The following is a 13,450-nucleotide window of genomic DNA, read 5'->3' as shown; positions in this document are numbered from 1 at the left end:
GGGTGCCTGATGGATAAGATGACGGCACTGCGAACGAGTGGTAGACAGTGTATGGCCGCGGCATGGACAACGCTCGCGTTTCCGTGGGCTTTGTCTCGAGGGGTGGGACGGCGGCGGTGCGGGACGCTTGCGGCGGCGTGATGCTTTCGTGATGATGACGGTGCGGTGAACGGATGCGGCGATTCGTTGCGCATTCGTCATTGTGCCGAGACACAATAGGGCGTATGACTTTGAGCGCAGTAACGAATTGGCAGTTCTCATCCCCGGCCGGCGAAGCGAATTACGAGGCCGCGCGCCGGCGGTATCCGGCGCAGGCGATCGTCGACCTCGCCGCATTGCGCGACAACATGCGGCATCTGGTCGACGTGGTCGGCGGGCCGGACTCCGGCACCGCGGTGATGGGCGTGGTCAAGGCCGACGCCTACGGCCATGGCCTGCTGCCGACCGCGCTGGCGGCGCTGGCCGGAGGCGCGACCTGGCTCGGCACCGCGCAGTCCCATGAGGCGCTGCTGCTGCGCAAGCTCGGCATCGGCCCCGACCGCTGCCACATTCTTACCTGGGTCTACAACGGTATGGAAGTGCCGTTCGACGAGCTGATCGACAACGACATCGACGTGTCGGTCGGGTCCCTGCCGGGCATCGACGCGGTGGCCGCGGCCGCCCGCAAGCTCGGCAAGACTGCCCGCGTGCACGTGAAGGTCGATTCCGGTTTCGGCCGCAATGGTTTCACCGAAGAATCGTTCGACGCGGCGCTGGCCAAGCTTGTGCCGCTCGCCAAGGAAGGCGTGATCCACGTCGTCGGCCAGTGGAGCCATCTCGCCGTGGCCGATTCGCCGGACGTGCCCGAATTCGTGGCCGCCACCGACCATCAGATCGAGAACTTCAAGGCGTTCACCGCGCGCATGGAGAAGGCCGGCATCGCCCCGGAAATCCGTCACTTGGCCAACACCGCCGCCACGCTCGACCGCCCGGAGATCCACTTCGAGCTCACCCGCCCGGGCATCGGCCTGTACGGCTACGAGCCCGATCCGGCGATGGGCACGCCGCGCGACTGGCACCTGAAGCCCGCCATGACCCTGCAGGCGCAGCTCGGCACCGTCAAGCACATTGACAAGGGCCACGGCATCTCCTACGGCCGCACCTACCTCACCCCCGACGACACGTCCACCGCGATTGTGCCGCTCGGCTACGCGGACGGCATCCACCGCTCCGCCTCCGGCTTCGACATGCAGGGCGCCAAGCATGTCGAGAAGCTCGGCGGTCCGGTGCGCGTCATGACCGCCGACGGTCCGAAGCTGTACCGCGTCTCCGGCCGCGTGTGCATGGACCAGTTCATGATCGACCTGCACGGCTCGTGCGACGCGCTCGGTGTGCACGAAGGCGACACGGTCTGCCTGTTCGGGCCGGGCCGCGGCGAGCAGTACGCCGAGCCGACCGCCGACGACTGGGCGCGCGCCGCCGACACCATCAGCTACGAGATCTTCACCTGCCTACGCAACCGCATCCCGCGCCTGTATCTCAACGCGGCCGACGTGCTGCCGGCCGACGATCTCGCCAAGCTCGACCCCGCCTCGCTGCTGTAGTCGGTCGACTGCCGAATCGCGCATCCGTCGAACCCGCGTTGCGCATTGTCGCCGACGTTATTATCATTAGTTGACTGCTAATGATAATAACGTCGGTGTGCGCACGGTTTGACGCACGTATCGCCGGCCCGGATGGGGAAGTGCATATGACGGCGAACGGGCCGGAACGGCATACCAAACAGAAGGACGCCGTGCTGCGGCAATTGCGCACCTGCGACGATTTCGTCTCCGCGCAGGAACTGCATCGCAAACTCGACGACGAGGGCACGAAGATCGGACTGGCCACCGTCTACCGCCAGCTGAACGCGCTCGCCGATTCCGGCGCGGCCGACACGATCCGCCTCGACGGCCAACAGCTGTATCGCCTGTGCGGCGACGACGGCCATCACCATCATCTCGTATGCCGCAAATGCGGCAAAACCGTCGAAATCGACCCGCCGAGCGAGGCGTGGCTACGCAAGGTCGCGGACGGCCACGGGTTCACCGTCGAATCCCACACCCTCGAAGTCTTCGGCCTGTGCCCCGACTGCCAGAAGGACTGATTGCGGGAGCGACGAGGTCCGTTTCCTGAGCGGAAATCTCGGTTCTGGCGGCAAACGGACTCTGGAACGCCGTTTGGAGTCCGTTTGCCACTAGGGTTCATGATTGCTGGCGGAAATCGGACTCGAATAGGGCGTTCGGCGTCCGTTTGCCGTTAGATAAAGGCCTCTCCTATCGACAAACGCCCGCGACACGCCGGCCGGATACCTTTCGACCACATAGGTCTGTTCGGATGGACATTTCCGTGTTCGTCCCCGTAGTGTCGTGGCATGAAGACGCATCGCATCATCGCAGACAAGCTTATGCAGGCCCAGCGGCGGCAAAGCTGCATATTCGCCGCGAACGACACTGAGGGAAAGGCTCTCAGACGCAGGGTGCATGCCGGCGAACTGAGCAGCCCGTATCACGGCATGTTCGCCGATGCCCGATACTGGAATGCCCTGAACGAAACCGAGAGGGTGCGGCATATCGCGCGATGCCTCGCGACTCGCTATCCGTCATGGGTGTTCGCCGGTCCCACGGCGGCGGCCATCTGCAATCTCGACCATCAATGGTCGATTCACCGGTCTGGGCTGTATGTCGCATCGTCAATCTCATCCGGTGGCACAGCGGGCGGCGTGCGCCGCATCTTCATGACCGAGATACCCATTGCCGAGGCGCAGGGGCTGTGCGTGACGTCGGTGGCCAGGACCCTGGTCGATTGCGCGCTGTTGCTGCCGTTTTCCAAGGCGCTTCCCGTGTTCGATTCGGCGTTCGGCAACGGCGCGTCGGAACGGGATGTTCGTGATGTCTGCGCGGGACTGCGTCGTGACACCTCCGCGGTAAGCCGTCTGCTGTCGCATGTTGATCCTCGCAGCGAGAACGGCGGCGAATCGCTGGCCCGTGCCGTGATGATCGAGGCGAGATTCCAGACCCCGCAACTGCAGCGTGTGTTTGTGGACCCGAGGAATTCACTGCACTGGTATCGCGTTGACTTCACATGGTGTTTCCCGGGCGGATACACGGTTGTCGGCGAATATGACGGCGTGGGCAAATACGTCGACCCGGCGATGACGGATCGTCGGTCCATCCAGGCCGTGGTGAGCGAGCAGGCCGAACGCGAGCGGGATCTGTATGCGTGGGGCGTGAGACATATAGTCCGTTTCACGTACGATGACGTCGTCCGGCGGCAGCCGTTGATCGACAAACTCGCCTCCGTGGGGATTCCCCGCACGGGATGAGACGACTTGGAATGGGTTGTTGGCGGAAAACGGACGCCAGAGGCCTGCTTTGGATCCGTTTCCCGCCACGATTTTTGTCTATTGGTGGAAAACGGACGGCGAATGGCTGATTGGAGTCCGCTTTCCGCGAGGATGCCGGGTTCCTAGAAGCAAGCGGACGTTTGCTGGCTTGGAACTATTGAAAGGATACGCGGCGGTTGGGGTCGGACGGTAATCCGACACGCCGCGGGGCATGAAAATGAGAATTATTCTCAATTAGATGGTATGGTGGGCACGTCAACCGGAATACACGACTGTAGAAGAGGACAACAACGGTATGACTGCATGGAAGAAGATCGCCGCGCTGGCGACGGCTGCGATGATGACGACGGGACTCGCTGCCTGCGGATCGGGAAGCGGAACCACGGCCGGCAATGAAGGAAAGATCTCGGTCGTCGCGTCGATCAACCAGTGGGGATCGATGGCGACGGATCTCGGCGGCGAATACGTCACCGTGACCAACATCATGACCAAAACCAACGTCGAAGCGCACGACTACGAACCGACCAGTAAGGACGTCGCCGCGTTCAACAGGGCCGACGTCGCGGTCGTCAACGGCGCCGACTACGACCACTGGGCGTCCAAGGCCGTCGAATCCACCAAGGCGACGCTGGTCGACGCGGCCGACGCCGCCGGCATCGCGGAAGGCGACAACCCGCACGTGTGGTTCTCCGCAGCCGTGCGCAACGCGGCGGCCGACGCGATCACCGCCGCCTACCGGCAGACCGATCCCGCGAACAAGGACGAGTACACGAAGCTCAACAAGGCATGGCATGAGCGGGAGGATGCGCTCGAATCCAAGATCAAGGACGCCTCCGCGGCCACGAAGGGGCTGCCGTACGGCGCGACCGAATCCGTCGCATGGTATCTCGCCGACGATCTGGGCATGAGCGACAAGACGCCGACCGGCTACGCGCAGGCGTCGGCCAACGAAAGCGAGCCGACCCCGGCCGACATCAAGGACTTCCAAGACGCGCTCAAGGATGGTTCGATCAGGATGCTCGTCGTCAACACGCAGGAAGCCAACTCGACCACCGATCAGATCACCGATGCGGCCAAGTCGGTCAACGTGCCGACGGTCGAACTGACCGAACAGATGCCGGCCGAATACGACGACCTGCTCGACTGGATGACCGCACTCGTCGACCAGTTCGACAAGGCATAAACGGCGCGTATATCACGTATAGATACGAATGGGCGGGGTATGCCAAGTTTGATCTTGACATACCCCGCCCATTCGTCGTTATCTGCACGCCCGTTGGGTGTGTCATGATGTCATTTCGACCGAGCGAAGCGAGTGGAGAAATCTTCCAGAGCCATTAGACAGAAGAGATTTCTCGACTCGGCTTCGCCTCGCTCGAAATGACATGGCAAGAGAGACAACCTGCCTTACGCGGCGAAGTACTCGACGCCGGCCTCGAACAGCGGCTGGTACTTGTTGCCAGGCACGTTCACGTACAGGCCGTTGCCGGAGCGCTCCGAGTGACCCATCTTGCCGAACACGCGGCCGTCCGGGCTGGTGATGCCTTCGATCGCGAGCAGCGAGCCGTTCGGGTTCACATCGAGATCCATGCCGGGCACGCCGGACTCGTCCACGTACTGCGTGGCGATCTGACCGTTGGTCTTAAGCAGGTCAAGCACCGGCTCGGACGCGACGAAACGGCCTTCGCCGTGGGAGATCGCGACCGTGTGGATGTCGCCGACGGAGGTCTTCGCCAGCCACGGGGACAGGTTCGACGCGACGCGCGTGCGCACGAGCCGGCTCTGGTGACGGCCGATCGTGTTGAACGTCAGGGTCGGGCATTCCTCGGTCATCGGCACGATGTCGCCGTACGGCACCAGACCCAGCTTGATGAGCGCCTGGAAACCGTTGCAGATGCCGAGCATCAGGCCATCGCGGTTCTTGAGCAGGTCGCGCACGGCCTCGGTGACGGCCGGGGCGCGGAAGAACGCGGTGATGAACTTCGCGGAACCGTCCGGCTCGTCGCCGCCCGAGAAACCGCCCGGAATCATCACGATCTGGCTCTTGTTGATCTCCTCGACCAGCGCGGCGGTCGACTCGGCGACGGCGGCCGGCGTGAGGTTGTTCACGATCAGCGTCGACACGTCCGCGCCGGCGCGCTCGAACGCGGCGGCCGAATCGTACTCGCAGTTGTTGCCCGGGAACACCGGGATCACGACGTGGGGCTTGGCGACCGGAGCACCCACGTACACGGTCTTCTTCGGCGTTTCGAAGGTGACCGTCTCGGTCGTCTTGCCCGCCTCGTCGCCCTTGGAACGGTACGGGAACACGGACTCGATGCCGGACTCCCACGCCTCCTGAATCGCGTCCAGATCAAGCGTCTCGCCCGCGGCGCGCAGCTCGTACGCGGCGGTCGTCGTGCCGATCTCGCCGATCTCGACGAGATTCGACGCGGCCGGAAGCTTCGCGTCGTCCGCCAGCTCGACGATGAACGAGCCGTACGCCGGCGTGAACAGGTCGTCCGCGGCGATCGAATCGTTCAGCGCAACGCCGATGCGGTTGCCGAGCGTCATCTTGAACAGCGCCTCGGCGCTCGCGCCGTAACCCGGCGTGGACACGGCCAGCGCGTCGTGGAAGTCGGTCAGCTCCTCGACGATCGAGAACGCCTCGAGCAGCGCATCCTTGTCCGGCGTGATGCCGTCCGCCAGATAGCGCGGCGCGATGCGCACGACACGATGGTCGGCGCCCTTGAACTCCGGCGACGTGGCGCGCTTCATGTTGCCCACGGCCACGGCGAAGGAGATCAGGGTCGGCGGTACGTCGAGATGCTCGAACGTGCCGGACATCGAATCCTTGCCGCCGATCGCACCCGCGCCGAGGTCGATCTGCGCCATGAGCGCACCGAGCACGGCGGCGGTCGGCTTGCCCCAGCGTTCCGGCTCGTCGCGCAGCTTCTCGAAGTATTCCTGGAAGCTCAGGTACGCCTTCTCATGCTCGAAGCCGGCGGCCACGAGCTTGGCGAGCGACTCGACCACCGACAGGTATGCGCCGGTGAACTGGTTCGCGCTCATGATGTACGGGTTGAAGCCCCACGCCATCGCCGAGGCGGTGGTCGTCTCGCCGAACACCGGGAACTTGGCGACCATGGCCTCGTTCGGGGTGAGCTGGCGGCGGCCGCCGAACGGCATGAGCACGGTGCCCGCGCCAATGGTGCTGTCGAAACGCTCGGACAGGCCCTTGTTGGACGCCACGTTGAGATCGGTCACGACCGCGTGCAGACGATCCGCGAGCGAACCCTCACGCCAGGTAGCCGGCGTCTCGTACGCCTGCTGCGCCTCTACGTGCACGACCTGATGCTTGGACGCGCCGTTGGAGGCGAGGAACTCACGGGAGAGGTTCACGATCTCGTCGCCGTTCCACGTCATCACCATGCGCGGGTCCTCGGTCACGGTCGCGATGACGGTGGCCTCGAGGTTCTCCTCGCGCGCGTAGCCGAGGAACTCGTCCACGTCTTCGGCGGCCACGTCCACGGCCATGCGCTCCTGCGATTCGGAGATCGCCAACTCGGTGCCGTCAAGGCCTTCGTACTTCTTCGGCACGGTGTTGAGATCGACGTACAGGCCGTCCGCGAGCTCGCCGACCGCCACGGACACGCCGCCGGCGCCGAAGTCGTTGCAGCGCTTGATCAGACGGCACGCGTCGCCGCGGCGGAACAGACGCTGCAGCTTGCGCTCGACCGGCGCGTTGCCCTTCTGCACCTCGGCGCCGTCCAGTTCGAGCGACTCGACGTTGTGCGCCTTGGACGCGCCCGTCGCACCGCCGATGCCGTCACGACCGGTGCGACCGCCGAGCAGGATGATCTTGTCACCCGGAGCCGGGGTCTCGCGGCGCACGTGATCGGCCGGGGTGGCGGCCACGACCGCGCCCACCTCCATGCGCTTGGCCACGTAGCCCGGATGATAGATCTCGTCGACCTGACCGGTGGCCAGGCCGATCTGGTTGCCGTACGAGCTGTAGCCGGCGGCCGCGGTGGTTACGAGCTTGCGCTGCGGCAGCTTGCCTTCCAGCGTGTCGGCGACCGGCACGGTCGGATCGGCGGCGCCGGTGACGCGCATCGCCTGGTACACGTAGGAACGGCCCGACAGGGGGTCGCGGATGCAACCGCCGATGCAGGTGGCCGCGCCGCCGAACGGCTCGATCTCGGTCGGGTGGTTGTGCGTCTCGTTCTTGAACAGGAACAGCCAATCCTGGTCCTCGCCGTTGACGTCGACCTTGACCTTGACGGTGCAGGCGTTGATCTCCTCGGACTCGTCGAGACCTGTCAGGATGCCGTTCTTCTTGAGCCACTTCGCGCCGATCGTGCCCATGTCCATCAGGCACACCGGCTTTTCGTCGCGACCCAGTTCGTGACGCAGCTCAAGGTAACGCTCGAACGCGGCCTTGACGGTCGCGTCGTCGATGACCACGTCGTCCAGTTCGGTGCCGAACGTCGTGTGGCGGCAGTGGTCGGACCAGTACGTGTCGATGACCTTGATCTCGGTGATCGTCGGCTCGCGCTGCTCGGCTGCGAAGTACCGCTGGCAGAACTCGAGATCCGCGAGATCCATCGCAAGACCGCGCTCGGCAATGAAACGTTCGCCGGCGGCCGCGTCCATCTCGTTGAATCCGGCGATGACCTCGACATTGCCCGGGGTCGGCACGGCGGTCTTCAGGGTTTCCTTGGCGGCAAGGCTCGCCTCGCGGGCCTCGACCGGGTTGATCACGTAACGTTTGATCGCGTCCACGTCCGCGTCGCTCAGGTCGCCGTCGAGGGCGTACAGCTTGGCGGAACGGACGGTCGGACGCTCGCCCTGCGAGATCAGCTGGATGCACTCGCTCGCCGAATCGGCGCGCTGGTCGAACTGGCCGGGCAGGAACTCGGTGGCGAACACCTTCGCGTCGCCGAAGTCGGGCAGGTCGTTGGAGACGGCGTCGACCTGCGGTTCGCTGAACACGGTCGGCGTGGCCTGGGCGAACAGCTCGGCGCTGATGCCCTCCACGTCGTAGCGGTTCACGATACGCACGGACTTGAGTCCGGTCATGCCGAGGATCGTGCGCAGTTCGCCGGCGAGCTGCTGCGCCTCGACGTCAAAGCCGGGCTTCTTTTCCACGTACACGCGAAAAACCATGGAAATCCTTTCTTGCAAAACTCTTGGGAATCGTCACATATAACGAAAATCGGCTCCCTCTGATGGCAGGGGGAGCCAGAAAACGGGTGTCAGGCGACTTCGATGCCTTCGGACTTGGCCAGCTCGGCCAGGCGGCTCTCGATCTCCTCATAGGCCGGGATAATCGAGCCGAGGCCGCGGCGGAACAGGTCCTTGTCGAGGTGCTCGACCTTGCCGGAGTGGTCGCGCTGGTCCCACAGGCGGCAGGAATCCGGCGTGATCTCGTCGGCCAGCAGCAGCGTGCCGTCGGAGGCGCGGCCCATCTCGATCTTGAAGTCGACGAGCTTGACGTCGATCTTCGCGAAGATGTCGATCAGGGCCTCGTTGATCTTGCGTGCCAGCGGGGCGATCTCGGCGAGGTCCTCGCGCGTGCACACGCCGAGCGCCACGAGGTCGTCGTCGTTCACGAACGGGTCATGCAGGTCGTCGTTCTTGAGGAAGTACTCCAGCACCGGCTCCTTGAGCGGCAGACCCTCCTCGACGCCGAGGCGCGAGCAGAAGTGGCCGGCAGCGGTGTTGCGCAGCACGATCTCGAGCGGGAACATGTCCATCTTGCGCACCAGCTGGGCGGTGTCGTTCACACGCTTGACGAGGTGGCTGTCGATGCCGCGGGCCTTGAGCAGGTCGAAGATGATAGTGGTGATGAGGTTGTTCAGACGGCCCTTGCCGGTGAAGTCCTCCTTCTTCTCGCCGTCGCCGGCCGTCGCGGTGTTCTTGTACTCGACCCACAGGATATCCGGGTCGTCGGTTGCGTACAGCTGCTTGGCTTTGCCCTCGTAGAGCTTTTCCAGTTTCTCCATGATCGCCTTTCAAATCAGCGGAATTTCTGGGTGAACTAACGGTAAAAGGGTACCAATAAAGGGCTACAAGCGGGCCGTTTCGGAGTGGCACGGCGCCGCTCGTCCGCGACGTGCCACCATCGTCGGCATCGGGCGGGCGGAGGGTCCGTGGCCGGTTATCGCATGGTCATCGCACGGTCAGCGCGTCGTATGCCTGCCGGTCGAACGGCCACACGCTTTCGGGCTGGCGCAGCCTGCCGTCGTTGGCAAGAACGATCACCTCATCGCCGGTGCGGTAGCCGTCCGGCATGAACGAGGCGACCGAGTCGCATTCGAAACGAAGCTTGACGTCGTCGCCGATCCGCTTGTCGCCGGTCTTCACATCCAGCAGACGCGCCGTGAACGAAACGGTCCGGCCGTTGCCTGACAACGTGGGCGCGTCGAGCGTCGCCTTGGCTATCAGATCGGGCTTGACGTCATCGATGTAATCCTGCGGTGAGTCGTACGTCTTCGCATAACTGACTGCACAACTCGCAGCAACGTCGTCGCCGGCGTGGGGCCGCGGCTGTTGTGTCGGGCCGCATGCCGCGATGCTCATTGCAAGGATGATGCCGGCCGCTGCGGCCGCTGTTCTTCTCCAGTCGATCATGTGATCACGCTCCTTCGCCGGTGGTTCCATTGTCACGCGCGGCGACGTGCGGATCCGCGCCGCGTCATGCCTGATATGACACCGTCCGTATACGTACGAGATATGGACATCGAAGTTGACACAGACGGCGATCGTGATACTACTGATTACGTCACAGTGTTGTGGGAAGAGAGGTCCATGATGATTGATCACATCGTGCTGTTCGTGTCGGATGCGGCCAGAAGCGCGGATTTTTACGAGAAGCTGCTTGCGCCGGTGGGGTATGAGCGCAAGGACGACCCCGAAGTGGGCACGTTCTTCACCAACGGGGAGGATGGTGACCTCGTCTTCCTGATCGTGCCGCGCGACGATCAGTCGATCCAGCCGGTGCATGTCGCGTTCCGCGCCCACAACGAGGACGAGGTCAAGGCGTTTTACCGGGCCGGTCTGGCGGCGGGCGGCACCGATAACGGTGCGCCCGGTCCGCGTCCGAACTACGGTCCGACGTATTACGCAGCGTTCATCCACGATCCCGACGGCAACAACATTGAAGCCATGCTCTCGTGAGGGGCTTGCCTCCTGACTTGCGAAAAGCCCGCGGATCGTTCCGCCGGAATGTTTCGGCACATTCCGGCGGAACGATCCGCGGGCTTTTCACGTGTCGGCCAGTGTCTGTCAGCGTTGACCGGTGCTGATCAGCACACGGTGATGTCAAGCGTATCGGCCACACGGGCGGCCTTGGCGCGTGCGTCGTCCGCAGAGCCGCCGATCGCCAGCGCGACCGCCATGCGGCGATGGCCGTGCACCTCGGGCTTGGCGAAGATGCGCAGGTCGGTGCCCGGCTCGGCCAACGCCGCCGGCACGTTCGAGAACTCCGCCTCGCCGTCGCCCGCCACGACGATCGCATGGCTTGCCGCCACTTCACCGGCCGGCATCGCCAACGCCACATGACCGTCCGTCACCGGCAGACCCAGAATCGCGCGCGCGTGCAACGCGAACTCGCTCAGACGCTGCGAGATCATCGTCACCATGCCGGTATCATGCGGACGCGGCGACACCTCGTTGAACAACACCGAACCGTCCGTCAGCACGAACAGCTCCACGCCGAACACGCCCCAGCCGTGCTCGCCGGTCGCCGTGGCCTTCGACACCAGTCCCTCGACTGCACGGCGCGCGATCGACTGGGCCGTCTCCAGCACGTCGGCATCGGTCGCGGCCGGCTGCCAGGACTCACGGTAGTCACCCGACTCCTGACGCTGCCCGATCGGCGCGCAGGTGACGATGCCGGCCGACGAGCTCACCGTCAATACGGTCAGTTCATAATCCAGCGGTGCCAACGCCTCCACGATCACGCGCGACATGTCGCCCTCGCCGGATGCACGGCGGCCCTCCTGCGCCTCCGTCCATGCGGCGTCGATCGCATCCGTCGAACGCACGACCGACTGGCCGTGACCGGACGAGCTCATGATCGGCTTGACCACGCACGGGTAGCCCACTTCGGCCGCGCCCGCGCGCAACTCCTCAAGAGAGCCCGCGAACCGGTACGGGGTGGTCGGCAGTCCCAGTTCCTCGTGCGCGATCACGCGCAGGCGCTCGCGATCCATGCAGATCGCCGCGATCTCGGCGCTCGGCACCACCTGAATGCCGCGAGCGGCGGCCGCGGCCAGCTCGCCCGTGGCGATCGCCTCGACCTCGGGCACGATGATATCCGGCCTGACCTCGTCGAACAGTGCGCGCAACTGGTCGGCGTTCGCCATATCGAGCACGCGATACTCGTGCGCCACCTGCTGCGCGGGCGCGCCGGCGTACGAATCGGCCGCGCAGACCCACGCGCCGAGACGCATCAGCTCGATCGTGACCTCCTTGCCCAGCTCGCCAGCGCCGAGGAACAGCACGCGCGTCGGATGCGCGCCCATCGGCGTGCCGAGCGTGCGACCAGCGGGGGAGGGGGAGGATGCGGAAACCGGGGAAACGTTCATATCAGTCATGACTGTTATTGTGCCATGTGCTGCCGTCCGCCGCCTTTATGGCGGTGTTCGCTTGCCTGATCAGGGACTAGCACCTCTCACGCGTGGCGGAAATGACTCGCTGGCATATATGCCAGCGAGTCATTTCCGCCACGCGTGAGAGGTGTCGACGAGCACATCGTCGGTCGGCGGCGGCGATAGTATGGGGCAATGCGTGAACATCAGGAAGACGACGACACAGCCGTCGAAACAGAACAGCCGGGCCTCGACCGTCCGCTGACCATCGCGCTCGTCATGGACACCATCGGCAACAAAGGCAACGGCACATCCAACTCGGCCCTGCAATACGCGCACGAACTCGAACGCCAAGGGCATCACGTGCGGCTTGTCGGCATCGGAGCGCCCGAATACCCGGCGCGGGTGAGCCGCGTGCCGCTCGTCTCCTGGGTCGCCGCCAAACAGCAGATGCAGTTCGCCGAACCGAGCGAGACCCTGTTCCGCACCGCCTTCCGCGGCGCCGACGCCGTGCATATCTACCTGCCGTTCCGCTTCGGTCGTCATGCCGCCCACGCCGCCCGCGCCATGGGCATCCCAGTCACCGCCGGATTCCATCTGCAGCCGGAGAACGTCACTTATTCCGCCGGGCCGCTCAAATACGTGCCGGGCATTTCGGGCTTCCTGTACTGGCTGTTCAAGATGTGGCTGTACGGGGGCATCGGCCATATCCATGCGCCGACTGAAATGATCGCCGGCCAGCTGCGCGCGCACGGGTACCAGGCCAAACTGCATGTGATTTCGAACGGCTACACCGCACGGTTCACGCCGAAGACGCAGCGTGCCGTCGGCGAACCGGCGCCCGTGCCGTTCCGCATCGTCGCGTCCGGCAGACTCACGCACGAGAAGGATCACATCACGCTCATCAAGGCGATCGCGCGTTGCCGTCACGCCAAGGACATCGAACTGACGATCTGCGGCACCGGGCCGCTGCAACGGTATCTGCGGTTCCGCGCGAAGATGCTGCTGAGCCGTCCGGCGTCGATCGGATTCCATCGGAACGCCGACATGCCGGCGCTGCTGCGCTCGTGCGACCTGTTCGTGCATCCGTCGATCGTGGACATCGAGTCGTTGAGCGTGATCGAGGGCATGGCGTCGGGGCTCGTGCCGGTGATCGCCTCGTCCGAGCTGAGTGCGGCCGGCCAGTTCGCATTGCTGGACGAATCCCTGTTCCCCGTGCGCGATGCGGCCGCGCTTGCACAGCGCATCGACTGGTGGATCGATCATCCCGCGGAGCTGGCCGAGTGGGGCGCGCGGTATGCCGAGCATACGAAGGAGCACTACTCGGTGGAGACGTCCGTGGCGAAGTTCGTGGATATGGAACGCGAGGCGATCGCGGACGGATGAACTGCGCCCCGGAAGTTGGACGTGGTTTATTAAGGGTACCTGATCAGGCTGTGAGGGACATATTCCGGAATTCCTCCGGGGTGTGTCCCTCAAGTCGTTTCTGCCTTCGTTTGGTGTTCCAATG

General features: G+C 64.5%; 11 protein-coding genes. 6 read left to right on the top strand and 5 right to left on the bottom strand.

Going from position 1 to position 13,450, the window contains the following annotated elements; genetic code table 11:
• The first annotated feature begins 224 nt into the window (after window positions 1-224).
• The 4 genes from alr (at window position 225) to JS541_RS13625 (ending at window position 4,547) form a co-directional block, all read left to right on the top strand.
• A complete protein-coding gene (alr, locus tag JS541_RS13640; protein WP_214375045.1) occupies window positions 225-1,583 on the top strand; it encodes an alanine racemase in 1,359 nt (452 codons plus the stop codon).
• 146 nt (window positions 1,584-1,729) lie between these two features.
• The gene (locus JS541_RS13635; protein ID WP_214375044.1) at window positions 1,730-2,125 is read left to right on the top strand and encodes a transcriptional repressor; all 396 of its coding nucleotides are present in this window, start codon (window positions 1,730-1,732) and stop codon (window positions 2,123-2,125) included.
• Window positions 2,126-2,392: 267 nt separating this feature from the next.
• The gene (locus JS541_RS13630; protein ID WP_214375043.1) at window positions 2,393-3,343 is read left to right on the top strand and encodes a CTP synthase; all 951 of its coding nucleotides are present in this window, start codon (window positions 2,393-2,395) and stop codon (window positions 3,341-3,343) included.
• Window positions 3,344-3,659: 316 nt separating this feature from the next.
• Complete coding sequence (locus JS541_RS13625; RefSeq protein WP_214375042.1) at window positions 3,660-4,547, top strand: zinc ABC transporter substrate-binding protein; 888 nt, start codon at window positions 3,660-3,662, stop codon at window positions 4,545-4,547.
• 224 nt (window positions 4,548-4,771) lie between these two features.
• Here JS541_RS13625 and JS541_RS13620 read toward each other — a convergent pair whose 3' ends face one another.
• The 3 genes from JS541_RS13620 to JS541_RS13610 all read right to left on the bottom strand — a co-directional run bounded on the left by JS541_RS13620 (window position 4,772) and on the right by JS541_RS13610 (window position 9,979).
• Window positions 4,772-8,512, bottom strand: coding sequence for a phosphoribosylformylglycinamidine synthase (locus JS541_RS13620; protein ID WP_214375041.1), 3,741 nt, complete (start codon window positions 8,510-8,512; stop codon window positions 4,772-4,774).
• 89 nt (window positions 8,513-8,601) lie between these two features.
• Entirely contained in the window at window positions 8,602-9,351 is a 750-nt protein-coding gene (gene purC / locus JS541_RS13615; protein WP_214375040.1) for a phosphoribosylaminoimidazolesuccinocarboxamide synthase, read from the bottom strand.
• Between the two features lie 166 nt (window positions 9,352-9,517).
• Window positions 9,518-9,979, bottom strand: coding sequence for a hypothetical protein (locus JS541_RS13610; RefSeq protein ID WP_214375059.1), 462 nt, complete (start codon window positions 9,977-9,979; stop codon window positions 9,518-9,520).
• 180 nt (window positions 9,980-10,159) lie between these two features.
• Between JS541_RS13610 and JS541_RS13605 the strand changes: the two genes are divergently transcribed.
• Window positions 10,160-10,525, top strand: a complete 366-nt coding sequence (locus JS541_RS13605; protein ID WP_214375058.1) for a VOC family protein — start codon at window positions 10,160-10,162, stop codon at window positions 10,523-10,525.
• A 128-nt stretch (window positions 10,526-10,653) separates the two neighbouring features.
• On the opposite strand, the gene purT is transcribed toward JS541_RS13605, so the two are convergent.
• The gene (gene purT, locus JS541_RS13600; protein WP_214375039.1) at window positions 10,654-11,946 is read right to left on the bottom strand and encodes a formate-dependent phosphoribosylglycinamide formyltransferase; all 1,293 of its coding nucleotides are present in this window, start codon (window positions 11,944-11,946) and stop codon (window positions 10,654-10,656) included.
• 189 nt (window positions 11,947-12,135) lie between these two features.
• Here purT and JS541_RS13595 point away from each other — a divergent pair, with 189 nt between their 5' ends.
• Window positions 12,136-13,326, top strand: a complete 1,191-nt coding sequence (locus tag JS541_RS13595; protein ID WP_214375038.1) for a glycosyltransferase — start codon at window positions 12,136-12,138, stop codon at window positions 13,324-13,326.
• Between the two features lie 43 nt (window positions 13,327-13,369).
• Here the strand turns inward: JS541_RS13595 and JS541_RS13590 are convergent.
• Window positions 13,370-13,450 (bottom strand): IS3 family transposase (locus JS541_RS13590; protein ID WP_214303740.1); only part of this gene is annotated, 81 nt, incomplete at its 5' end.

Source organism: Bifidobacterium sp. SO1, assembly GCF_018555335.1.
In the GTDB taxonomy this organism is placed as follows: Bacteria; Actinomycetota; Actinomycetes; order Actinomycetales; family Bifidobacteriaceae; genus Bifidobacterium; species Bifidobacterium simiiventris.
This window is presented reverse-complemented; position numbering and strand designations above follow the sequence as displayed.